Source organism: Mycobacterium sp. UNC410CL29Cvi84, from assembly GCF_000686745.1.
Taxonomy (GTDB): domain Bacteria; phylum Actinomycetota; class Actinomycetes; order Mycobacteriales; family Mycobacteriaceae; genus Mycobacterium; species Mycobacterium mucogenicum_B.
Genome location: NZ_JMLM01000001.1, coordinates 703043 through 724881, shown reverse-complemented (window position 1 = coordinate 724881; position 21839 = coordinate 703043). Strand labels below are relative to the sequence as shown.

The 21839-nt window shown below is 68.1% G+C and carries 21 protein-coding genes and 1 other RNA gene; 14 read left to right on the top strand and 8 right to left on the bottom strand.

All coding sequences use genetic code 11. From position 1 onward, the window contains the following. Both BR47_RS0103600 and BR47_RS0103595 read right to left on the bottom strand, forming a co-directional pair. Nucleotides 1-222: transposase family protein (locus tag BR47_RS0103600; RefSeq protein ID WP_029118606.1), on the bottom strand; the 222-nt coding region annotated here is incomplete at its 3' end. Between the two features lie 201 nt (nucleotides 223-423). After that, nucleotides 424-1002 carry a helix-turn-helix domain-containing protein gene (locus BR47_RS0103595; RefSeq protein ID WP_020104419.1) on the bottom strand — a complete coding sequence of 193 codons (579 nt, stop codon included), beginning with the start codon at nucleotides 1000-1002 and terminating at the stop codon, nucleotides 424-426. A 47-nt stretch (nucleotides 1003-1049) separates the two neighbouring features. Here BR47_RS0103595 and BR47_RS0103590 point away from each other — a divergent pair, with 47 nt between their 5' ends. From BR47_RS0103590 to rnpB, 4 genes are all read left to right on the top strand, one after another. Next, the gene (locus tag BR47_RS0103590; RefSeq protein ID WP_029118605.1) at nucleotides 1050-2030 is read left to right on the top strand and encodes an NAD(P)/FAD-dependent oxidoreductase; all 981 of its coding nucleotides are present in this window, start codon (nucleotides 1050-1052) and stop codon (nucleotides 2028-2030) included. Continuing rightward, entirely contained in the window at nucleotides 2017-2646 is a 630-nt protein-coding gene (locus tag BR47_RS0103585) for a class I SAM-dependent methyltransferase (RefSeq protein WP_029118604.1), read from the top strand. The genes BR47_RS0103590 and BR47_RS0103585 overlap by 14 nt, the downstream gene beginning before the upstream one ends. A 14-nt stretch (nucleotides 2647-2660) precedes the next feature. Then, the gene (locus BR47_RS0103580) at nucleotides 2661-3011 is read left to right on the top strand and encodes a hypothetical protein (RefSeq protein WP_029118603.1); all 351 of its coding nucleotides are present in this window, start codon (nucleotides 2661-2663) and stop codon (nucleotides 3009-3011) included. Nucleotides 3012-3036: 25 nt separating this feature from the next. Then, an RNA gene (gene rnpB / locus BR47_RS31890) (RNase P RNA component class A) lies at nucleotides 3037-3439 on the top strand. Nucleotides 3440-3444: 5 nt separating this feature from the next. On the opposite strand, the gene BR47_RS0103575 is transcribed toward rnpB, so the two are convergent. Continuing rightward, entirely contained in the window at nucleotides 3445-4953 is a 1509-nt protein-coding gene (locus tag BR47_RS0103575) for a CYTH and CHAD domain-containing protein (RefSeq protein ID WP_029118602.1), read from the bottom strand. A 97-nt stretch (nucleotides 4954-5050) separates the two neighbouring features. Here BR47_RS0103575 and BR47_RS0103570 point away from each other — a divergent pair, with 97 nt between their 5' ends. Continuing rightward, nucleotides 5051-5830: an enoyl-CoA hydratase/isomerase family protein gene (locus BR47_RS0103570; RefSeq protein ID WP_029118601.1), complete on the top strand. Its 780-nt coding sequence runs from the start codon at nucleotides 5051-5053 to the stop codon at nucleotides 5828-5830. Nucleotides 5831-5895: 65 nt separating this feature from the next. Here BR47_RS0103570 and panB read toward each other — a convergent pair whose 3' ends face one another. Beyond that, the gene (panB, locus tag BR47_RS0103565) at nucleotides 5896-6741 is read right to left on the bottom strand and encodes a 3-methyl-2-oxobutanoate hydroxymethyltransferase (protein ID WP_020104426.1); all 846 of its coding nucleotides are present in this window, start codon (nucleotides 6739-6741) and stop codon (nucleotides 5896-5898) included. 162 nt (nucleotides 6742-6903) lie between these two features. Here panB and BR47_RS0103560 point away from each other — a divergent pair, with 162 nt between their 5' ends. The 7 genes from BR47_RS0103560 to BR47_RS0103530 all read left to right on the top strand — a co-directional run bounded on the left by BR47_RS0103560 (nucleotide 6904) and on the right by BR47_RS0103530 (nucleotide 17452). Continuing rightward, nucleotides 6904-8307 (top strand): WS/DGAT/MGAT family O-acyltransferase, encoded by a 1404-nt coding sequence (locus BR47_RS0103560; RefSeq protein WP_036426560.1) that lies wholly within the window; start codon nucleotides 6904-6906, stop codon nucleotides 8305-8307. A gap of 58 nt (nucleotides 8308-8365) precedes the next feature. Then, nucleotides 8366-9892, top strand: a complete 1527-nt coding sequence (locus BR47_RS0103555; RefSeq protein ID WP_036421801.1) for an alpha/beta hydrolase — start codon at nucleotides 8366-8368, stop codon at nucleotides 9890-9892. A gap of 108 nt (nucleotides 9893-10000) precedes the next feature. After that, nucleotides 10001-11542: an alpha/beta hydrolase gene (locus BR47_RS0103550; RefSeq protein WP_051634576.1), complete on the top strand. Its 1542-nt coding sequence runs from the start codon at nucleotides 10001-10003 to the stop codon at nucleotides 11540-11542. Between the two features lie 82 nt (nucleotides 11543-11624). Next, nucleotides 11625-12968, top strand: a complete 1344-nt coding sequence (gene glnA, locus BR47_RS0103545; protein ID WP_020103539.1) for a type I glutamate--ammonia ligase — start codon at nucleotides 11625-11627, stop codon at nucleotides 12966-12968. A 28-nt stretch (nucleotides 12969-12996) separates the two neighbouring features. Continuing rightward, a complete protein-coding gene (locus BR47_RS0103540) occupies nucleotides 12997-15957 on the top strand; it encodes a bifunctional [glutamine synthetase] adenylyltransferase/[glutamine synthetase]-adenylyl-L-tyrosine phosphorylase (RefSeq protein ID WP_036426649.1) in 2961 nt (986 codons plus the stop codon). A 2-nt stretch (nucleotides 15958-15959) separates the two neighbouring features. Next, a complete protein-coding gene (locus tag BR47_RS0103535) occupies nucleotides 15960-16601 on the top strand; it encodes a PaaI family thioesterase (RefSeq protein ID WP_029118597.1) in 642 nt (213 codons plus the stop codon). Further along, a complete protein-coding gene (locus BR47_RS0103530) occupies nucleotides 16598-17452 on the top strand; it encodes a TIGR03619 family F420-dependent LLM class oxidoreductase (protein ID WP_029118596.1) in 855 nt (284 codons plus the stop codon). Before BR47_RS0103535 ends, BR47_RS0103530 begins: the two co-directional genes overlap by 4 nt. Here BR47_RS0103530 and BR47_RS0103525 read toward each other — a convergent pair whose 3' ends face one another. Further along, nucleotides 17453-17869: a DoxX family protein gene (locus tag BR47_RS0103525; RefSeq protein WP_020103543.1), complete on the bottom strand. Its 417-nt coding sequence runs from the start codon at nucleotides 17867-17869 to the stop codon at nucleotides 17453-17455. Nucleotides 17870-18007: 138 nt separating this feature from the next. On the opposite strand from BR47_RS0103525, the gene BR47_RS0103520 reads away from it, so the two are divergent. Further along, nucleotides 18008-18451, top strand: a complete 444-nt coding sequence (locus BR47_RS0103520; protein ID WP_029118595.1) for an SRPBCC family protein — start codon at nucleotides 18008-18010, stop codon at nucleotides 18449-18451. Between the two features lie 68 nt (nucleotides 18452-18519). Here BR47_RS0103520 and BR47_RS0103515 read toward each other — a convergent pair whose 3' ends face one another. Together BR47_RS0103515 and glnA (BR47_RS0103510) are read right to left on the bottom strand one after the other, a co-directional pair. Further along, complete coding sequence (locus tag BR47_RS0103515) at nucleotides 18520-18846, bottom strand: darcynin family protein (RefSeq protein WP_029118594.1); 327 nt, start codon at nucleotides 18844-18846, stop codon at nucleotides 18520-18522. A gap of 227 nt (nucleotides 18847-19073) precedes the next feature. Next, nucleotides 19074-20510 carry a type I glutamate--ammonia ligase gene (gene glnA / locus BR47_RS0103510; RefSeq protein ID WP_020103546.1) on the bottom strand — a complete coding sequence of 479 codons (1437 nt, stop codon included), beginning with the start codon at nucleotides 20508-20510 and terminating at the stop codon, nucleotides 19074-19076. 168 nt (nucleotides 20511-20678) lie between these two features. On the opposite strand from glnA (BR47_RS0103510), the gene BR47_RS0103505 reads away from it, so the two are divergent. Then, nucleotides 20679-21170, top strand: a complete 492-nt coding sequence (locus tag BR47_RS0103505) for an RDD family protein (RefSeq protein WP_029118593.1) — start codon at nucleotides 20679-20681, stop codon at nucleotides 21168-21170. Here the strand turns inward: BR47_RS0103505 and BR47_RS29580 are convergent. After that, nucleotides 21167-21802 (bottom strand): maleylpyruvate isomerase family mycothiol-dependent enzyme, encoded by a 636-nt coding sequence (locus tag BR47_RS29580; protein ID WP_036426558.1) that lies wholly within the window; start codon nucleotides 21800-21802, stop codon nucleotides 21167-21169. The two genes, BR47_RS0103505 and BR47_RS29580, sit on opposite strands and share 4 nt — an antisense overlap. Between the last annotated feature and the right edge of the window lie 37 nt (nucleotides 21803-21839).

Below are 21839 nucleotides of genomic sequence, written 5' to 3'. Positions count from 1 at the left end.
GAACACCTCAGTGGTGCCCATATCCAGTGAACGCCACCGTCGTCGGCCCCGGCCCTGGTCGTACCAGCGGGCCCGCGCACCGCACAGGCCACACCGCCCCGCCGCGGCGCGCAGCGGCCGGACATGGGCCACCAACACCTGCGCCATCTCGTCGAACTCGACGTCCTCGACGACCGTGTTCTGGACGCACAACAAGACCCGCCATAAGCTGGCATCCCGCACGCCGTTCTCCGCTCTATTGGTGACTGACCTTCGACAAGCCAGAAACCTAGACCGAGAACGGCGTTCGGCTATTCAAACCCCAAAATCACCCACACATACGTCAACAGAGCCAGGAAAGTTGACGGCTCCCGGCGAGAGTTGTGTAGGGAGAGGTCGTCAGCCGGCCGCCTCGCGTCCTGGAACGCACCTCGGCCATCTGGCTCAGTTCCGCACGTGCAGCTTCTCGCCGTGCGGCCCGAAGATGGCGATCGCCTCGACCGGGCCGTCGACGGTGCCGAACCAGTGCGGTGTCCAGGTCGAGAACTCCACTGCCTCACCGGGTTTGATGGTGAAGTCGCGTTCGCCCAGCAGTAGCCGAAGGTTCCCGGACAGCACGTAGAGCCACTCCTGGCCGTCGTGCACCGGCAGCTCGGCCGGTGGCGTGCGCCGCCGCGCGCTCACGCGGATCTTGAACGTGTGCAGACCGCCCGCCGGCCCGCCGCGGGTCAGCGGCCAGTAGGTGATGCCGCCGCGGGTGTGTGATGACCCACGAACCCGCGGGTCCTCGGCCTCGGGTGCGCGCATGAGTTCGTCGGTGCTGATCGACAGCGCCGCGGCGAGCCGGGGCAGATGGTCGAGCGCGAACCGGCGCTTGCCCGATTCCAGACGGCTCAACGTCGAGATGTCGATATCGGCCGCGCGCGCAACGTCTTCCAGCGTCATGCCGCGTTGCGTGCGCAGTTCCCGCAGCCGCCGCCGAACGCGCGCCTCGATGTCGTCGTCCTCAGGGTTTGCCTGCATGGCAAATCAGCTTGGCATTTTCGGCATCGCCCGGCAAGGTCGGTGTCATGAACAACGAATGGGAATGCGTCGTCGTCGGGGGCGGCGCGGCGGGGCTGAGCGCCGCGTTGGTGCTCGGCCGCGCCCGGCGACGAACGCTGGTCATCGACGCCGGCGAGCAGAGCAATCGCGCGGCACACGGCATCGGGGGACTGCTGGGCCACGACGGACGACCGCCGGCGGAACTGTACGCCGACGGCCGCCGCGAGCTTGCCGAGTACCCGTCGGTCCAAGTCGTCGACGGTCTGGTGACCGGCGCAACGGCGCACGACGGCACGACGTTCCGGCTCGAACTCGCCGACGGCTCCGCGCACCACGCCCAGCGGATACTCCTGGCCGGCGGCATGCACTACGAGGCACCCGACATCCCCGGGTTGAACGACCACTGGGGGCAGTCGGTGTTCCACTGTCCGTTCTGCCACGGCTGGGAAGCGCGCGATCAGGCGCTGGCCGTCCTCGCCGACGGCGACCGGGCCGTGCACATGGCCCTCATGCTGCGCGGCTGGACCGACGACATCGTCGTCGTCACGAACGGTCCCTCCGGACTGGACGACGACCAGTACCGCGCGCTGGCCGACGCCGGTGTGCAGGTCGATGAGCGCAAGATCGTCGAATTCGCCTCGCGCGACGGCGCATTGGCGGCCATCGTGTTCGCCGACGGCGACGAACTGAAACGCGAGGGCGCGCTGGTGGTCAGCGCACTGCGGCAGCGGACCGACCTGGCGGAACAGCTCGGCGTGCGGATCGCCCCGCCCGGCCCGGTCGTCGTCGACGCCGTGACGGTCGACCAGTTCGGCCGCACCTCGGTCCCCGGCGTCTTCGCCGCGGGCGACGTCTGCGCACAGATGCCCCAGGTGGCCTCGGCGATCGCCGCCGGTTCCGCCGCGGCCGCCGCGATCGTGCAGAGTCTGCTGCACGACAAGTTCGGCCTACCCGTCATGCCCTGGCCCGTCTTCGATCAGCAGGAGGAGTCCGATGTCCGCAACTGAAACGCCGCAAGAGCACTGGGAAAGCCGGTACGCCGAGAAGCCGCAGATGTGGAGCGGCCGGGTCAACGCCAACTTCGCGAAGATCGCCGGCGAGCTGTCCCCGGGCCGCGCACTGGATCTGGGGTGCGGCGAGGGCGCCGACGCGATCTGGCTGGCCACCCAGGGCTGGGAGGTGGTGGCGGTCGACATCGCCACCAACGCCCTCGACCGGGCGCGCAGCGCGGCCGAGGCCAGGGGAGTGGCCGGGCGCATCGACTTTCAGCACCACGACCTGTCGCACAGTTTCCCGGCGGGCAGCTTCGATCTGGTGTCGGCGCAGTTCCTGCATTCCACGGTTCATCTGGAGCGCCGGCAAATACTGCAGCAGGCGGCAGCGGCCGTCGCTCCGGGCGGCACGCTGCTGATCGTCGACCATGGTGAGGCGCCGCCCTGGGCGTCCCAGCACATCCATGACCACCACTTTCAGTCCGCGGACGAGGTCGTCGCCGAGCTCGGCCTGCCCGACGAAGGCTGGCAGCCGCAGCACGTCGGTACTGTGGAACGCGAGGCGATCGGCCCTACCGGCGAATCCGCCGTCTTGCGGGACAATCTGATCGTCCTGCGCCGCACGCACTGATCGGAGGTCACCAGGTGGTCAAACACCGGCTCGACATCCGACTGGCCGCGGAGTCGATGCTGTTGGTGACCGCCTGTCTGTGCCTGCTGTGGGGCAGCGTCGAGGCGGTGCAGGTCCTGACCGACGCCATGGGCAACTCACTGGCCACCTCCGGCGACTGGTCGCTGGGGCCGGCCGCGGCACTGCTGGTGTACGGACCGCAGAAGGTGTGGTCGGCCTGGGCGATCACGGTGCCGGTGATCGTGGTGTTCGGCCTGGCCCTGGCCGTCGCCCGCACCCATCGGGACGGGCCGCGCTGGCTGAAGCAGGTGCTCCTGGTGTACGGCGCGGTCGTCGTGCTGGACTCGCTGGTCGCGGCGCTCTGACCAGCTGATATCGTATCGGCGCGGACGAGTTGGCCGGGCGGCCGCGGGACCGAGAGGTTTCGAGGAAAGTCCGGACTTCACAGAGCAGGGTGATTGCTAACGGCAATCCGAGGTGACTCGCGGGACAGTGCCACAGAAAACAGACCGCCGTCTGAGCCGTAGGACTCAGACGGTAAGGGTGAAACGGTGCGGTAAGAGCGCACCAGCATTCCGGGTGACCGGAGTGGCTAGGTAAACCCCACCCGAAGCAAGGCCAAGAAGGCCGCAACCTGGTTGCGGCCCGCGCAGGTGCCCGAGGGCTGCTCGCCCGAGCCTGCGGGTAGGCCGCTCGAGGTACCCGGCGACGGTGTACCCAGATGGATGGTCGCCGCCTCGCCACCAGTAATGGTGGCGGGGAACAGAATCCGGCTTACAGGCCAGCTCGTCCGCCCCGCTACTTCTTCACCTTGCGCATCGCCCGCGCGAGGGCCTTGAGCGAGGCGTCCAATTGCAGCCGGGCGTACTCGGCGACCTCGGCCTCCTGCTGGTACAGGATGCCGTAGGTGAAGGTGTCCTCGCCCGCGGCGTGCGCGGCCTCGGCCTGCTGCACCAGATGCCCGCGGCTGACGTAGCTGTCCTGGTGGTCACCCAGGAGCGTCTGGATGTCCTTGGCGCAGTCGGCCACCTTCGACTCGCCCATGGCGGCGGCGGTGTAGCGAAGCCGCTTGGCGCCCTTGCGGATTCGGTGCAGCGCCTCCTCGCTGTCCTCGGCGCCGGCAGCCTCCGCGGCCTCGGCCCGCCGCACCGATTTGCGGATGCGGCGGTAGGCACCGCCGACGGTCACCGGCTGGTTGTCCTCGTCGGCGGTGGCCGGTTGGGTGTTGTCGACAACGATCGCGTCGAGCGCGTCGAGCAGCCGGAAGTACCGCTCCGACCGCATGGCCGCGAGCGACCGCCGCAGCCCGGACTGGTAGCGCCGCTGCGACCCGTCGACCAGACGCTCGCGCACCTGCCCACGAACCAGCTCCGGCGCCAGTCCCTTCAACGCGTCGTCGTACCGCTGGGCCAGCACCTCGGCGTCGCGCGCCGTGCCCAGCACGGCGGCCAGCAGCTTGAGCTCCTCGAGCACCCACTCGCGGTCGCCCAGATTGCCGGTTTCCTGCAGCAGGCTGCGGATCTTGCGGATGGTGACGCGCATCTGGTGCACAGAGTCGAAGGTGTCCGCGCGCACCGCGCGGTCCCAGTCGATCAGCTCGGACACGTGCGCTGCGATGGCCCGGTGCACCTTGTCCGTCGGCTCGGGGGCCTGCTGCTGCGGCGCATCCGCGCCCCGCGCCGCGGCGAGCACCTTGGCCAGCTTCGACCCGTGCCCGGCCGGCTTCGCGCCCGCGTCGAAGAGCCGGTTGGCCAGCCGGTCGAGCAGCTCGGGGCCCGACTCGGCGCCCTCCGAACCGTCGCCGACCAGCTCAAGCTCCCACTCGCGCCAGTTCTGCAGCGACTCGCCCGCTGTGGCGGTCACGCGGTCGTCGCAGAACTCGGCCAGCTCGGTGTCGTCGGGCGCGTGCAGCATCGAGACGGTGCGCTGGGTCTCGATGCGGGCGACGGGCTGCAGTGCGCGGTCGCGCACGATGGCCAGCACGATGTCGCGCAGTTCGTCGGGCACGCTCTCGCGCGCCGCGGTGATCGGCAGCCGAACCTCCGTGCGCGCGTCGGCGCCGGCGGGCAGCTTCAGGTGCCAGCCCGCGTCGGTGCCGCCGGTGCGCCGGCGCAGGGTGATCTTGTGTGCCGCCAGATCATGATCGGGGGTGTCGAAGTACACCGCGTCGAGATGCGCGACGGGCAGTTGCTCGACCCGGCCGACGGCGGACAATCCGTCGAACGACGGGGACACCGTGCTGTCGACCACCGCGAACTTGCGTTCAATCTCGGTGTGGCGGGACGGTTTACGCTTGCCAGCGGCCATGTTCACCTTCATTTGCGACCCGGGACGGGCAGTACCAACGCTGCCATCAGCCTGCCATATCGCTGTGCGTGATCGGCTGCCGATAACGTCTTGACCCATGACCGAATTCGAGACCCTGAAGTTCGCCCAGTCCGGCGCCGTCGTGAATATCGTGCTCGACCGGCCCGAGGCCGCCAACGGCATGAACGACGCGCTCACCCGCGACCTCGCGGCCGCTGCCGCGCTGTGCGACACCGCCGCGGTGAAGGTCGTCACCCTGACCGGTGCCGGCCGGTTCTTCTGCGCCGGTGGCGACCTCAAGGCGATGGCTGCCGCCGAGGATCCGGGCGCGTTCGTCAAGGGCATCGCCGACGACCTGCACCGCGCCATGTCGACGTTCGCCCGCATGGACGCCGTGCTGATCACCGCCGTCAACGGCGTCGCCGCCGGTGCGGGCTTCCCGCTGGGTGTCTCGGGCGATCTGGTGCTCGCCGCGGAGTCTGCGTCGTTCACCATGGCGTACACCAAGGCCGGTCTGAGCCCCGACGGCGGATCGTCGTACGTCCTGCCGCGGCTGATCGGTCTGCGCCGCACCCAGGAACTCATGATCACCAACCGTGTGCTCACCGCGGCCGAGGCCGCCGATTGGGGTCTGGTGACGCGCGTCGTGCCGGACGCCGACCTGCCCGCCGCGCTCGACGCCCTGGCTGCCGACGTCGCCACGCAGGCCCGCGGCTCGAATGCCGCCGTCAAGCAGCTGCTGCTGACGACCTACGGCGCCGACTACGAGACCCAGCTCGAACGCGAGGGCCGGCTGATCGCCAAGTGCGCCGGGTCACCGGACGGCAAAGAGGGCGTCGGCGCCTTCGTCGGCAAGCGCAAGCCGGAATTCGCTTGACGACGAGTGTGAGGGCTGTGCAGGCATTTTCGCGGAATTGCCTGCACAGCCCTCACAGTCCGTACTCAGTAGGAGTGTTCCTCGGCGGGAAACACGCTGGAGGCCACCTCGGCGGCGTATTGCCGTGCGGCGCGGCCCAATTCGGCCCCGACGTCGCCGAAGCGCTTGACGAACTTGGCGGTCTTACCTGCCGTCATGCCTGCCATGTCCTGCCACACCAGCACCTGCGCGTCGCAGTTGGCGCCGGCGCCGATGCCGACGGTCGGGATGGTCAGCTTGCCGGTGATCTGGGTGGCCAGCTCGGCCGGCACCATCTCGAGGACGACGGCGATGGCGCCGGCCTCGGCGACGGCGATGGCGTCGTGGATGGTCTGGTCGCCGGCTTCACCGCGGCCCTGGACCCGGAAGCCGCCGAGCCCGTTGACGCTCTGCGGGGTGAAGCCGATGTGGGCCACGACGGGGATGCCGGCCTGGGTCAGTGCGGCGATCTGCTCGACCATCCGCTCACCGCCCTCCAGCTTGACCGCGTGGGCGCCGGTCTCCTTCATGAAGCGCGTCGCGGTCGCGAGGGCCTGCCGCGGGCTTTCTTCGTAGCTGCCGAACGGCAGGTCGGCGACCACCAGCGCGTGCGGGGCACCCTTGACGACCGCGCGGGCCAGGGGGATCAGCTCGTCGATGGTGATGGGGAGGGTGGTGTCGTAGCCGTAGACCACGTTGGCCGCCGAATCGCCGACGAGCAGGACGGGAATCTCGGCGTCGTCGAAAATGCGGGCAGAGGAGTAGTCGTAGGCCGTGAGCATTGCCCACTTGTGGCCTTCGGCCTTCCATTTCGCCAGGTGGTGGGTACGAATCTTGGTTCGCGGGGTCTTACAGACAGACTCCGGGGCAGCGCCGTAAACCTGATCAGACATCGTCGTCCTCAAATGTGTTGGTCGGTACGAACCTCGAGGCCCATATCGGGTCCCCGGGACGTTTGACGGGGTCAAGTCTGCCACCACCACACCCCCAAGGTGAACGACACGTGAAGTGGAATGCCTCACATTGGGTAAAGAGAGCCGCCTACGATCACGCCCATGCCCGGATATCAACGGCTCAGCGGACTTGACGCCAGCTTCCTCTATCTGGAGACCGCCGCGCAGCCGCTGCACGTGTGCGCCGTGCTGGAACTCGACGCCGCCACCATTCCGGGCGGCTACACCTTCGACAAGATGCGGCAGATGCTGAGCGAGCGCATCGCCGCCATGCCGCAGTTTCGCGAGAAGCTGGCGGACTCGCCGCTGAACCTCGACCACCCGGTGTGGGTGGAGGACCCGGATTTCGACATCGACCGGCACCTGCACCGGATCGGGCTGCCGGGCCCTGGCGGGCGTGTCGAGCTGTCCGAGATCTGCGGGCACATCGCCGCGCTGCAGCTGGACCGCAGCCGCCCGCTGTGGGAGATGTGGGTGATCGAGAACATCGCCGGCACCGACGCCCACGACGGCGGCCGGCTCGCCGTGATGACCAAGATGCACCATTCCGGCATCGACGGCGTCACCGGCGCCAACCTGATGTCGCAGCTGTGCACGCTCGAGCCGGACGCGCCGGCACCCGAGCCCGTCGCGGGCGCCGGCACCGCCTCCGAACTCGAGATCGCGGTGGGCGGCGCGGTCAAGTACTTCACCCGGCCGCTGAAGCTGGCCAACGTGCTGCCCTCGACGGCGACGACCGTCATCGACACCGTCCGCCGGGCGGCCAAGGGCCTGACCATGGCGGCACCGTTCGCCGCGCCCAAGACGGCCTTCAACGTCAACGTCACCGCACACCGCAACGTGGCCTTCGCCCAGCTGGACCTGGCGGACATCAAGACCGTCAAGAACCACTTCCACGTCAAGGTCAACGACGTCGTGCTGGCGCTGGTGTCGGGCGCGCTGCGGCGCTACCTGGCCGAGCGCGACGCGCTGCCGGACTCCACCCTCGTGGCCATGTGCCCGGTGTCGGTACACGGCAAATCCGACCGCCCGGGCCGCAATCAGGTGTCGGGCATGTTCGCCAAACTCGAGACCACCATCGAGGACCCGGCCGAGCGCCTGCGCGCCATCGCCGACTCGAGCACCGTTGCCAAACAACACAGTTCGGCCATCAGCGCGACGCTATTGCAGGACTGGTCGCAGTTCGCCGCGCCGTCGGTGTTCGGGGCCGCGATGCGGGTTTTCGCGGCGTCCGGCCTGGCGGAGGCCAAGCCCGTGCACAACCTCGTCGTCTCGAACGTGCCCGGCCCACAGGATCCGCTGTACATGCTCGGCGCCGAGGTCAAGGCGATGTACCCGCTCGGCCCGCTGTTCCACGGCTCCGGACTCAACATCACCGTGATGTCGCTCAACGGCACGCTCGACGTCGGCCTGATCTCGTGCCCGGAGCTGGTCCCGGACCTGTGGGACATGGCCGACGAGTTCGCCGCCGCGTTGGACGAACTGGTTGCCGCCGCGACCGTCTGATGGCGCGCGGCAACGCCCTCATCAGGTCAGACCAGGCCACATGGCACCATGGTCGACCATGAACCTCAGACGGGGGAGTCTCGCCCGCGCATCGGCATTGGCCATGGTCCTGGTGCTGGCGTCGGGCTGCAGCCAGGTGATCGACGGACGCGCCACGCGCGCGGTGCCGAAGCCGGGTGCGCCCCTGCAATGGTCGCCGTGCCAGACCACGTCCCCGGACTCGCAGTCGCGCATCCCCAAGGGCGCCGAGTGCGCGATGCTGTCGGTGCCCGTCGACTACAGCAAGCCCGACGGTGACGTCGCGCAGCTCGCGCTGCTGCGGATCAAGGCGACCGGCGACAAGATCGGTTCCCTGGTGATCAACCCCGGCGGTCCGGGGGAGTCCGGCGTCAGCGCGGCGGTGTCGTTGCTCAACAACATTCCCGACTCCGTGCGCCAGCGCTTCGACCTCGTCGGCTTCGACCCTCGCGGCGTCGGGTCCTCCAAGCCCGCGGTGTGGTGCAACTCCGACGCCGACAACGACCGGCAGCGCGCCGACCCACAGGTCGACTACTCGCCCGCCGGTGTCGCCCACATCGAGGCCCAGACCAAGGAATTCGTGCAGCGCTGCGTCGACAAGATGGGCAAGGAGTTCCTGGAGAACGTCGGAACCGCCAACGTCGCCAAGGATTTGGATGCCATCCGGGCCGCGCTCGGCGACGACAAGCTGACCTACCTGGGCTACTCGTACGGCACCCGGATCGGCGCCCAGTACGCCGAGGACTATCCGGACAAGGTGCGCTCGATGATTCTCGACGGCGCGGTCGATCCCAATGCCGATCCGATCGAAGCCGACATCAACCAGGCCGCCGCGTTCCAGACCGCGTTCAACAACTACGCCGCCGACTGCGCGACCAGCCCGGACTGTCCGCTGGGGACCGACCCGGCCAAGGTCAACGACGTCTACCACAGCCTGGTCGACCCGCTGGTCCAAAAGCCCGCTCCCACAAAGGATCCGCGTGGTCTGAGCTACAGCGACGCGTTGGTCGGCACCATCCTGCCGCTGTACTCGCCGGCGATGTGGAAGGACCTCACCGCAGGTCTCACCGAGCTGGCGGGCGGCCACGGCGACATCATGCTGCGGCTCGCCGATGCCTACATGGGGCGCGATGCCGACGGCCACTACGACAACTCCACCGATGCCCGGGTGGCGGTCAACTGTGTCGACGAACCGCCGATCACCGACCGCGCCAAGGTGATTGCGGAGGACAAGCGCACCCGTGAGGTGGCGCCGTTCATGAGCTACGGCCAGTTCACCGGCGACGCCCCGCTGGGCACCTGCGCGTTCTGGCCCGTACCGCCGACGTCGAAGCCGCACGAGATTTCGGTCAAGGGCCTGGCGCCGACACTGGTGGTGTCGACGGTCCACGACCCGGCCACGCCGTACCAGGCGGGTGTGGACCTGGCCAAGGAGCTCGGTGGCAGCCTGCTGACGTTCGACGGCACCCAGCACACCGTGGTGTTCCAGGGCAACAGCTGCGTCGACGAGCACGCGGCCGGCTATCTGGTCAACGGGACCGTGCCCGAGGCCGGCGCGAAATGCTGAGTCGCGAAAAGCTCGGCGCCGCTGGGAGATAACTGTTCGGTCACCGTCTGATTGCCGGCTTGTCTCCCTCCGGAACCGGGCTTCGGCTCGGCTGCGCGCCGTGCGACCATGTTTGCCATGTGGCGGGTGGGCGGTCGTGGACGACGGCGTGCGGTAGGGGTCGTCGGACTGCTGGTGGCCATCAGCGCCGCGCCGGGATCGGTCGCGCACGCGGCCCCCGAATCCCTGCAGTCCTTCTACGAGCAGGCGCCGGCCTGGACCGGCTGCGAACCCTTCATCGGTGACACCACGGACCTGCCGACGGCGCGGTGCGCCAACATCAGCGTCCCCGTCGACTACGCGGATCCGCAAGGGCCGCAAGCGAAGCTGGCCGTCATCCGGGTCCCGGCCTCGGGTCAGCGCCTCGGTGTGCTGCTGGTCAACCCCGGTGGTCCGGGTGCGTCGGCCGTCAACACCGTCGCGGGTATGGGCGCTGTCCTGTCCGACACCGAGATCGGCCGCAGCTTCGATCTCGTCGGCTTCGACCCGCGCGGCGTGGGGCATTCGACGCCGCAGTTGCGCTGCCGCAGTGACGCCGAATTCGACGCCAACCGCCGCGACCCCATGGTCGACTACAGCCCGGCCGGCGTGGCGCACATCGAAGCGGTAAGCCGCCGCACGGCGCAGGACTGCCTGCAGCAGATGGGCAGCAGCTTCCTGGCCAACGTCGGAACCGCCTCGGCGGCAAGGGATATGGACGTGGTGCGGGCCGCGCTCGGAGAGTCGCAGATCAACTATCTGGGCTTCTCCTACGGCACCGAGCTGGGTGCGGCCTACGCCGAACGGTTCCCCGACCGGGTACGCGCCATGGTGCTCGACGGCGCCGTCGACCCCAATGCCGATCCGGTCACCGAGAACCTGCTCCAATTGGCCGGATTCCAAACGGCTTTCAACGACTATGCGGCGGACTGCGCGCAGTCCGTCGGCTGCCCGCTGGGCACCGACCCGACGCAGTTCGTGGCGCGATACCAGCAGCTGGTCAATCCGCTCGCCGTGCGCCCGGGTCTGACGTCCGATCCGCGGGGCCTGAGCTACTCCGACGCGATCACCGGCACCATCAACGCGCTCTATACGAAAAAGTACTGGAAGTTCCTGACCAGTGGGCTGATCGGACTGCAGCGCGGCGGCGACGCCGGCGATCTGCTGCTGCTGGCCGACGATTATCAGCACCGTGATCAGAACGGGCACTACGCGCCCCTGCAGGACGCGTTCACCGCTATCCGGTGCGTCGACGCGCCGTTCCCGACCGATCCCGCGACGTGGGCGGCCGCCGATCAGCGCGCGCGCCAGCTGGCGCCGTTCATGAGCTACGGCCAGTACACCGGCTACGCGCCGCGCGACGTCTGCGCCATGTGGCCGGTGCCCGCGACCTCCCGTCCGCACGCACCGGCGTCGCCCGGTCCGGGCAAGGTCGTCGTCGTGTCGACCACGCACGATCCCGCCACGCCGTATCAGGCCGGCGTGAACCTGGCGCGCGAACTCGGCGCCTCACTGATCAGCTACGAGGGCACCCAGCACACCGTCGTCTTCAACGGCGACCGGTGCGTCGACACGGCCGTGGTGGCGTTCCTGACGCAGTCCGTGCTGCCTGCCGCGGGGTTGCGGTGCTGAGCAGAGCGTCTCACCTGTGAAACATGCCGAACAGAGTCCACTTGGTAACACGGATTTAACAGCTGCTGCCTACGCTGCGGACATGGATCGCCAGAAGGAATTCGTGCTGCGCACGCTGGAAGAACGCGACATTCGCTTTGTCCGGCTGTGGTTCACCGACGTGCTCGGATACCTCAAGTCCGTGGCGATCGCGCCGGCCGAGCTGGAAGGCGCTTTCGAAGAGGGCATCGGCTTCGACGGTTCCGCCATCGAGGGCTTCGCCCGCGTCTCCGAGGCGGACATGGTGGCCCGCCCGGATCCGTCCACTTTCCAGGTGCTGCCGTGGACCACCAAGAGCACCGGCAAGCACTACTCGGCCCGCATGTTCTGCGACATCACCATGCCCGACGGCTCGCCGTCGTGGGCCGACTCGCGGCACGTGCTGCGCCGTCAGCTCGCCAAGGCCAGCGATCTCGGCTTCTCCTGCTACGTGCACCCCGAGATCGAGTTCTTCCTGCTGGAGCCCGGCCCCAACGACGGCTCGGTGCCGGTGCCGGCCGACAACAACGGCTACTTCGACCAGGCCGTGCACGACTCGGCCCCGAACTTCCGCCGGCACGCCATCGAGGCGCTCGAGTCCATGGGCATCTCGGTCGAGTTCAGCCACCACGAGGGCGCACCCGGCCAGCAGGAGATCGACCTGCGGTACGCCGACGCCCTGTCGATGGCCGACAACGTCATGACCTTCCGGTACCTGGTCAAGGAAGTCGCGATCAACGAAGGCGTGCGGGCCACCTTCATGCCCAAGCCGTTCAGCCAGTACCCGGGCTCGGCGATGCACACGCACATGAGCCTGTTCGAGGGCGACACCAACGCCTTCCACAGCGCTGATGACCCGCTGCAGCTGTCGGACGTCGCGAAGTCCTTCATCGCCGGCATCCTGACGCACGCCAGTGAGATCAGCGCCGTCACCAACCAGTGGGTGAACTCCTACAAGCGTCTGGTGCACGGCGGCGAGGCCCCGACGGCCGCGTCGTGGGGTGCGGCCAACCGCTCCGCTCTGGTCCGGGTCCCGATGTACACGCCGCGCAAGGCGTCGTCGCGCCGTATCGAGGTGCGCAGCCCCGACTCGGCATGCAACCCGTACCTGGCGTTCGCGGTGCTGCTGGCTGCCGGCCTGCGCGGCATCGAGAAGGGCTACGAGCTGGGGCCGCAGGCAGAGGACAACGTCTGGAACCTGACGCCCGAGGAACGGCGCGCGATGGGTTACAAGGAGCTGCCGAGCAGCCTCGGTGTGGCGCTCGCCGAGATGGAGAAGTCCGAACTCGTCGCCGAGGCGTTGGGAGAGCACGTCTTCGACTACTTCCTGCGGAACAAGCGCAGCGAGTGGGAGACCTACCGCAGCCACGTGACGCCGTTCGAACTCAAGGAATACCTGTCGCTGTAACGCCGTGACGGTGCGCTAACGTCGGGTGGTGCCCAACCCCGCGACGCAGCGCCCCACACAGCCCAGCGTCGGGCGCCTCGGGTTGGTGGCGCCCACGGCGCGGGCCGATCTCGACCGGCTCGGCTGGAACACCGACGCGCACGTCCCGTTGTTGTGGTCGCTGTCGCGCGCCCCGGACGCTGACAGCGCCCTGCGCGCCATGGTGCGGGTCGCGGACGCCCTCGAGGGCGACTGGGCCGAACTCAGCGCGCTGCTGGTGACCGACACGGCGCTGCGGGGCCGGCTGTTCGCCGTGCTGGGTTCGTCGCTGGCCCTGGGCGATCACCTCGTCGCGCATCCCCTTTCGTGGCGACTGCTGCGCGGCGACATCACGCTGCCATCGCGCGCCGAGCTGCTTGAGGACTTCGAACGGCTGGCGGCCGAAGTCGCCGGTACCCCAACGGCTTCCGCGACACTGCAGACCTACTACCGGGACCGCATCCTGGTGCTGGCGGCGCTGGACGTCGCGCCGACGGTCGAGAACGAGCCGGTGCTGCCGTACGTCACGGTGGGGGAGCACCTGTCCGACCTGGCCGACGCGGCGCTCGGGGCGGCACTGGTCGTCGCCACCCGGACGGTGTGCGGCGACGAACCCGGTCCCCGGCTCGCGGTCATCGCGATGGGCAAATGCGGTGCGCGCGAACTGAATTACGTCAGCGACGTCGACGTCATCTTCGTGGCGGAGGCGGCGGACTCGGTGACCACCCGGGTGGCCGGCGAGATGATGCGGTTCGCCGGTGAGACCTTCTTCGAGGTCGACGCGGCGCTGCGGCCCGAGGGCAAGGCCGGCCAGCTGGTCCGCACCCTGGAGTCGCACGTCGCTTACTACCAGCGCTGGGCGAAAACCTGGGAATTCCAGGCGCTTCTGAAGGCCCGGGCGGCCGTCGGCGATGCCGAGCTGGGCGAGCAGTACATCGACGCGCTGATGCCGATGGTCTGGACCGCTTGTGACCGTGAGGATTTCGTGCCCGACGTGCAGGCCATGCGCCGTCGCGTCGAGGAGCTCGTGCCCGCCGGGGTACGTACCCGGGAACTGAAACTGGGCAAGGGCGGCCTCCGGGACGTCGAGTTCGCAGTGCAGCTGTTGCAACTCGTGCACGGCCGCAACGACGAGTCGCTGCACGTCGCCTCGACGGTCGACGCCCTGGCGGCGCTCGGCTCCGGCGGTTACATCGGCCGCGACGACACCGCGAATCTCACCGCGTCCTATGAGTTTCTGCGGCTGCTGGAACACCGGCTGCAGTTGCAGCGACTCAAGCGGACGCATCTGCTGCCCGAGGACGGCGACGACGAGGCGTGGCGCTGGCTGGCGCGCGCGGCGCACATCCGGCCCGACGGCCAGCACGACGCACTCGGCGTGCTGCGCGAGGACCTGAAGCGGCAGAACATGCGGGTGTCCCGCCTGCACGCCAAGCTCTTCTATCAGCCACTGCTGGAAGTGGGGAACCAGTTCGGCCCGAGCCTGACCACCGCCGCGGCCGAAAGACAGTTGGCCGCACTGGGTTACGAAGGCCCGCAGAGCGCCCTGACGCACCTGGCCGCACTGACGAGTGCCAGCGGCCGCCGCGGCACGGTGCAGCAGGTGCTGCTGCCGACACTGCTGGACTGGCTGTCGGACACCCCGGACCCGGACGCGGGTCTGCTGGCGTACCGGCGGATCAGTGAGGAACTGGGGGACCAGCGCTGGTTCCTGTCCACACTGCGTGACGAGGGCGCCGTCGCCAAGCGGCTGATGCGGGTGCTCGGCACGTCGGCCTATGTGCCGGAGCTGTTGATGCGGGCACCGGAGGTCCTGCAGCAGTACGCCGACGGTCCGCAGGGGCCGAAACTCCTTGAGGTGGAACCGGATGCGGTGTTCCGCGCGCTGGTCGCCTCGGCCGGGCGGCACGCCGACCCGGTCCGCGCCATCGCCGCGGCGCGCACCCTGCGTCGTCGGGAGCTGGCGCGCGTGGCATCGGCAGACCTGCTGGGGCTGCTGTCGGTGGTCGACGTCTGCAAGGCGCTGACCTCGGTGTGGGTCGCCGTGCTGCAGGCCGCACTCGACGCGGTGATCCGGGCGCGCTCGGGACCGGACGGCCCCCCGGCGCGCATCGCCGTCATCGGCATGGGCCGGCTCGGCGGAGGCGAACTGGGCTACGGATCGGACGCCGACGTGATGTTCGTGTGCGAGCCCGTCGAGGGCCCCGCCGGGGCGGACGAGTCCGCTGCCGTGCGCTGGGCGATCGGGGTCGCCGAACAGGTGCGGACGTTGTTGGGACAGCCCAGCAGTGACCCGCCGCTGGAGGTCGACGCCGGGCTGCGGCCGGAAGGCCGGAACGGTTCGCTGGTGCGGACGCTGGCGTCCTACGAGTCGTACTACGCCCAGTGGGCGCAGCCGTGGGAGATTCAGGCCCTGCTGCGGGCGCACCGGGTGGCGGGTGACCTGGAGCTGGGCGAGCGGTTCCTGCTGATGGTGGACAAGACCCGGTACCCGACCAGTGGCTTCTCGGCGGACGCGGTGCGCGAAATCCGGCGGATCAAGGCCCGCGTCGACGCCGAGCGGTTGCCGCGTGGCGCCGATCCCAACACCCACACGAAGTTGGGTCGCGGTGGTCTGGCCGACGTGGAGTGGACCGTGCAGCTGCTCCAATTGCGTTACGCGCACCAGGTTCCCACGCTGCACAACACCTCGACGCTCGAGGCGCTGGATGCCATCGAGGCGGCCCAGCTGATCGAGGGCGACGAGGCGGACATCCTGCGGCAGGCCTGGCTGACCGCGACCCGCGCGCGCAACGCCTTGGTGCTGGTGCGTGGCAAGCCGACCGACCAACTGCCCGGGCCGGGCCGTCAGCTCAACGCGGTCGCGGTGGCGGCCGGCTGGCCGAGCGGCGACGGCGGCGCCTTCCTGGACAACTATCTGCGCGTGACTCGTCGTGCCAAAACCGTGGTGCGCAAGGTGTTTGGGGAGTAGGCATCGTGAGTGATTTTCCGTTCGACGTGATCAGCGATGCCGAATATGAGCGTCAGCTGGCGGTCTACCGGCCGTTCACCGATGCGGTGCGCCGGCTGATCGATGCCGGCATCCGGACGGGTGTCGACGAGGCCACCATCGCCGAGGCGCAGGCGGCGATCGAAGGGGTCACCGAGCGGCTCGTGACGGTGCAGCACAACAGCACCTCGACGCTGCGGAACGCGGACACCGGACGTCCGCTTGCCTACACGAATCCTGCTGTGGGCGTGCGCAATGCGATCGCCCCGCCGATGGAGATCCACCATGAGGGCGGGGAGGGGGCCGGCGGCCGGTGCTGGGCAGAGTTCGAACTGGGCCTGCCCTACGAAGGACCGCCCGGCCTGGTGCACGGCGGCATCTGCGCGCTGGTGCTCGACCACATTCTCGGCGAATCCGCCAGCGACGGACTGACCAAGCCGCATTTCACCGGCACCATCACACTGCGGTACCTGCGGGGCACCAAGCAGGGACCGGTGCGGGCCGAGGCCTGGATCGACCGCGTCGACGGCGTCAAGACGTTCGCCCGCGGCACGCTGTCGGATGCCGACGGCGTCACCGTCGAGGCCGACGGCATCTTCATCAGGCCCTCCTGGGCGCGCGGGTGAAGTTCTACGTCAGCCTGGCGTTCCTCGACGTCAGCGAGCTGACCGAGATCGCCCGGGCTGCAGACGAACTCGGCTACGACGGCATCGCCATCCCGGACCATGTGGTGAACCTGGAGACGCTGAGCACGCCCTACCCGTACACCCCCGACGGACAGCGGCGGTGGCAGCCGTTCACGCACTGGCCGGATCCGTGGGTGCTGGTCGGCGCTCTTTCGCAGGTGACCAGCCGGGTGAAATTCGTGACGACGGTGTACATCCCGGGGATGCGTGACCCGTTCTCGGTCGCGAAGTCGGTCGGGACCGCGGCCTGTCTGTCCGGTGGCCGGGTGGAGTTCGGCGTCGGCGTGGGCTGGTGTGCCGACGAATTCGCTTTGATGGGTCAGCCTTTCGAGCGTCGCGGCACGCGCACCGACGAGATGCTGGAGCTGATCCGGCAGCTGTGGCAACCAGGCTGGACATCGTTCGACGGGGAGTTCTACCAGGTGCCGCGGCTCGAGATGGAGCCGACGCCGCCGCCGGTGCCCATCTACGTCGGCGGGCTCAGTGAGATCGCCCTGCGCCGGGCCGCGCGCAACGACGGCTGGATCGGCGATCTGATCACCACCGACCAGGCCGTCGCCGCCGCGACCCGGGTGCGCGAACTGCGCGTCGAAAATGGTTTACCGCTGGAGGGTTTCGAGATCCTGACGCCGCTGGCCGATGCCTATCTGCCGGAGCATTTCGAGCGCGCCGCGCAGGCCGGCATCACGGGCAACGTCACGATGCCGTGGATGTTCTACAGCGGTCCCACGGCCACGCTGGCCGAGAAGATCGAGGGACTCAAGCGGTTTCGTGTGGACCTGGGGCTGTAACTAGCGTTTACGCAGCGAGTCCAGGGCGATCGCGCCGCCGCCGGTGAACACCAGCAGGAACAGCGCGAAGCAGTAGAGTACTGCCGGCTCGCCGCCGTTCTCGATGGGCAGCAGGCCCTTCGGCTGGTGCGCCATGAAATAGGCGAAAGCCATTTCGCCGGAACCGATGAAGGCCGCGATGCGGGTGGCGAGGCCGGTGAAGATCAGGATGCCGACGATCAGCTCGATGGCGCCGGCGTACCAGCCCGGGAAACTGCCGAAATCCGGTGCGGCCACGCCGGGATTCGTGTCGACGGGCCATTTGAACAGCGTGGTGGCGCCATGGATGGTGAACAGGAAGCCGATGACTATCCGGAAAACGGACAGGACGATGGGAGCGACAGCGTCGAGCCGGGATTCGATGTCAGTCTGAGCCATGGGTTGATCCTAGGGGGCGTCGCGCCGTGGCGCCGACGTGCGTCAGCCTTTGCGGCGGTGGCGTTATCGGACCGTCATCGGTTTGGTGTCCGACCCGTGCGGCAGTATCGAAACCCGACACGACCTAGGAGAAGACGTATGACCGATGCGGTGACCCTCGTCCGGGCCTTCGCTGCACCCCCGGAGCAGGTGTATTCGCTGTTCGTCACACCCGAGTACTTCGCGACCTGGTTCGGCACCGACCAGGTCGACGTGCCGCTGGACACGCTTACGATGGACGTACGGATCGGTGGCCAGTGGCGGGCCGTCATGCACCTGCCCGATGGCACGCTCAAGCACTGGGCGGGCAGCTTTCTCGAACTCGACGCGCCGAACCGGGTGGTGTTCGACCTCACCGACGAACCCGAGAACCCGGACCGGCTGCCGGTCACGGCGACACTGCGGCCGACCGACGGCGGCACCGAACTGACCCTGGTGCAGCCGACGCCGGGCTGGCCCGCCGAGGGTCGCGCCGCGCTGGAGCAGGGGTACAACGCGTTCCTCGATTCCATGGATCGGCTGCTGCAGCGGTTGCCTGCCTGAAAACTGGTGAGCAGACGCAAAACTGTCCCTCTTCTTCGGAAGAGGGACAGTTTTGTTGGGGCCCTTGGTTATCCGACCGCGGTCCTGCCGTAGTTTTCCGCGTAGGCGTTCGCGACGCCGGGCAGGATCTCGACGACGGCGAAATACCGGTCCCACAGGGGTGATTCGCGGAGCTCTTCGACCGCGAGTTCGTACTGGTGTGGGTCGGCAGCCTCCCATATCCAGACGTCGGTGACCCGGGCGGTGTAGAACTCGGTGTCGATCCACTTGAAGTTGACCGCCGGGTGGCGGTCGAGGATCGGCTGCAGGTGCAGCGTGAGTTCGTCGAACCGTTTGGCCACCGGGAAACCGAGCCACTCGGGATTCGTCTTGACCAACATGAAGACCGTGAACATGGGTGAACCTCGTTCTCTCGCTTGTGAATAGGGCTGGAGAGAAACGAAAAAGGCCAACGAATCTCTCCGTTGACCTGTGAGGTTGTCAGCACCGCGAGCAGTGCTGCTCGCGATGGTTAGGCTACCGTACTTGTTGGTGTCGGGCAAGGGTGCGGCCGGGCCGCACAGTCCACAGACGCAAAACTGCCCCTCTCCCGGAGGAGAGGGGCAGTTCTTGTGCTCGCGACTCAGCAGTCGTAGTAGAGCGAGAACTCGTACGGGTGAGGGCGAATCTGCACCGGCAGGATCTCGTTCTCGCGCTTGTACGAGATCCAGGTCTCGATCAGGTCCTCGGTGAACACGCCACCCTCGGTGAGGTAGTCGTGGTCTTCCTCGAGCTTGTCGATGACGCTGGCCAGCGAGGTCGGGGCCTGCGGGATGTTGGCGGCCTCGTCCGGCGGCAGCTCGTAGAGATCCTTGTCGACCGGGGCCAGCGGCTCGATCTTCTTCTTGATGCCGTCGATACCGGCCATGAGCATCGCCGAGAAGGCCAGGTACGGGTTGCCCGAGCTGTCCGGGCAACGGAACTCGAGGCGCTTGGCCTTCGGGTTGTTGCCGGTGATCGGGATACGCACACACGCCGAGCGGTTGCGCTGGCTGTACACCAGGTTGATCGGGGCCTCGTAGCCCGGCACCAGGCGCTTGTAGGAGTTCACCGTCGGGTTGGTGAACGCCAGCAGCGACGGGGCGTGGTGCAGGATGCCGCCGATGTAGTGGCGCGCCATGTCGGACAGGCCCGCGTAGCCGGACTCGTCGTGGAACAGCGGCTTGCCGTCCTTCCACAGCGACTGGTGGGCGTGCATGCCCGAGCCGTTGTCGCCGAACAGCGGCTTCGGCATGAAGGTGACGGTCTTGCCGTTCGCCCACGCGGTGTTCTTGATGATGTACTTGAACAGCAGCACGTCATCGGCCGCGGCGAGCAGCGTGTCGAACTTGTAGTTGATCTCGGCCTGGCCGGCGGTGCCGACCTCGTGGTGGCCGCGCTCGAGGGTGAACCCGGCGTTGATCAGGTTGGTCGACATCTCGTCGCGCAGGTCGACGTAGTGGTCGTACGGCGCGACGGGGAAGTAACCGCCCTTGGGGCGGACCTTGTAACCGCGGTTGGGGGAGCCGTCGGCCTCGAAGGGCTCGCCGCTGTTCCACCAGCCCGACTCGGAGTCGACTTCGTAGAACGTGCCGTTGATCTTCGAGTCGAAGGCCACGGAGTCGAAGATGTAGAACTCGGCCTCGGCACCGAAGTACGCGGTGTCGGCGATGCCGGTGCTCTTCAGGTAGTTCTCGGCCTTACGCGCGACGTTACGCGGGTCGCGGGAGTACGCCTCGCGAGTGAACGGGTCGTGCACGAAGAAGTTCAGGTTCAGCGTCTTGGCGGCGCGGAACGGGTCGATGCGCGCGGTGTTGGCATCCGGCAGCAGCATCATGTCGGACTCGTGGATCGACTGGAAGCCGCGCACGGACGAACCGTCGAACGCGAGGCCGTCTTCGAAAACGCTCTCGTCGAACGCCGAAGCCGGGATCGAGAAGTGCTGGACAACACCAGGCAGATCGCAGAAACGGATGTCGACGTACTCGACGTTCTCGTCCTTGATCAGCTTGAAAATGTCGTCAGACGTCTTTTCTGCCACGTAAGTGATCTCCTTTACTGGTGTTACCCGCGGTTGAACCTAGGGACACGATGTTGCACGCCAATCAACCGTATGTTTCGCGGACGTTACGCGATCGGTGGTTCATGGAACCTCCGACCACACACCGCGCGGTTCGGTTGCACGAGCGCGCACGCCTATCCTGACACCATGGCAGGTGCTGATGAATTTCGGCTCGGTTCGTGGCTGTCCGGGCCCGAATCGCAGCGCCCCGTTGATGAGTCTTCGTACCCGGGTAAAGCCCTCGGTCTGCCGGAATCCGGCCCCGGTTCCCTCGCCCGATTCGGCCGTCGATTCGCCGCGTTGTTGGTGGACTGGCTGATCTGCTACGGCCTCGGCACGCTGAGCGTGGTGTTCGGCGGCCTCAGCGAATACGAATACCAATACGTCTGGCACGGCACGCCCGCGGTGATCGCCTGGGTCGTCGTCGGCACGGTTTCGGTGCGGCTCTTCACCTTCACGCCGGGCCAGTTCGCACTGGGACTGCGCGTCGTGTCCGTCGGCCGCAGCCAGTACGTCGGAATCGGCCGCGCCTTCGTGCGAATGCTGCTGGTGCTGCTGGCCGTGCCCGCGCTGCTCACCGACGCCGACGGCCGCGGGCTGCAGGACCGGCTGACCAACACCGCCGTCCTGCGCCGTTAACCCGGCTGATCGAGCAGCGCGCGACCGTCGCCCTCGACCAGGCTCAGGTCGGGCTGCCGCCCGGACGCGATCATCAGCAGTTCCTGGATCGGCCCGCGGATCGTCGGGCCGCGGCCACGCGACCAGGTGATGTCGGTCGCTTCCATTCGGACGCTTCGGAGCAGCCGACTCGTGCCCATGAGCGGTGCGAGCAGGCGCACCCGCTCCGTGGCGACGAGCGCCGCCTCGGGATCCATCGCCCGCGAGCGGCCGAGCGGGCGGACGATGTCCTGGTGATGTAGCAGCGCGTCGATGAGCGGCTCGACCGTTGTCGTCGTGGGTACGTGGTGCGTGCTCGAGGAGAACGTCGCGAAGTCGGACAGGACGCTGCCGGCGGTCTGTTCGGCTCCCAGCCGTTTCACCTCGCGGAAGATCATGGTGTTGTAGCTCCGGCCGAGGTTGCGCATCGTCATCTCGGCCAGTTGGCGCCAGCCGATCTGCGGCGTGGAGATCACGTGGGCCGCGACGTCCAGCACGGTCCAGCCGGGGCAGAGCGTGTCATGGCTCCAGTCGCCGTCGTCCAGCTCCGCCAGCGTCGTCGCCAGTGCCGCGCGCTCGGCGTGGATGTGCCGCCACAGCGCTGCTTTGTCCACGGTCCCGCCTCTTCCCGGTGAGGGATTTGTGCACGAT

What these genes read in the sequence shown, in the direction of transcription:
- BR47_RS0103590 (WP_029118605.1), top strand. Translation starts at nt 1,050, where the DNA reads ATGAACAACGAATGGGAATGCGTCGTCGTCGGGGGCGGCGCGGCGGGG.
- BR47_RS0103525 (WP_020103543.1), bottom strand. Translation starts at nt 17,869, where the DNA reads ATGGCTCAGACTGACATCGAATCCCGGCTCGACGCTGTCGCTCCCATC.
- BR47_RS0103520 (WP_029118595.1), top strand. Translation starts at nt 18,008, where the DNA reads ATGACCGATGCGGTGACCCTCGTCCGGGCCTTCGCTGCACCCCCGGAG.
- BR47_RS0103575 (WP_029118602.1), bottom strand. Translation starts at nt 4,953, where the DNA reads ATGGCCGCTGGCAAGCGTAAACCGTCCCGCCACACCGAGATTGAACGC.
- BR47_RS0103570 (WP_029118601.1), top strand. Translation starts at nt 5,051, where the DNA reads ATGACCGAATTCGAGACCCTGAAGTTCGCCCAGTCCGGCGCCGTCGTG.
- BR47_RS0103550 (WP_051634576.1), top strand. Translation starts at nt 10,001, where the DNA reads ATGTTTGCCATGTGGCGGGTGGGCGGTCGTGGACGACGGCGTGCGGTA.
- glnA (WP_020103539.1), top strand. Translation starts at nt 11,625, where the DNA reads ATGGATCGCCAGAAGGAATTCGTGCTGCGCACGCTGGAAGAACGCGAC.
- BR47_RS0103505 (WP_029118593.1), top strand. Translation starts at nt 20,679, where the DNA reads ATGGCAGGTGCTGATGAATTTCGGCTCGGTTCGTGGCTGTCCGGGCCC.
- BR47_RS0103515 (WP_029118594.1), bottom strand. Translation starts at nt 18,846, where the DNA reads ATGTTCACGGTCTTCATGTTGGTCAAGACGAATCCCGAGTGGCTCGGT.
- BR47_RS0103560 (WP_036426560.1), top strand. Translation starts at nt 6,904, where the DNA reads ATGCCCGGATATCAACGGCTCAGCGGACTTGACGCCAGCTTCCTCTAT.
- BR47_RS0103585 (WP_029118604.1), top strand. Translation starts at nt 2,017, where the DNA reads ATGTCCGCAACTGAAACGCCGCAAGAGCACTGGGAAAGCCGGTACGCC.
- panB (WP_020104426.1), bottom strand. Translation starts at nt 6,741, where the DNA reads ATGTCTGATCAGGTTTACGGCGCTGCCCCGGAGTCTGTCTGTAAGACC.
- BR47_RS0103595 (WP_020104419.1), bottom strand. Translation starts at nt 1,002, where the DNA reads ATGCAGGCAAACCCTGAGGACGACGACATCGAGGCGCGCGTTCGGCGG.
- BR47_RS0103555 (WP_036421801.1), top strand. Translation starts at nt 8,366, where the DNA reads ATGAACCTCAGACGGGGGAGTCTCGCCCGCGCATCGGCATTGGCCATG.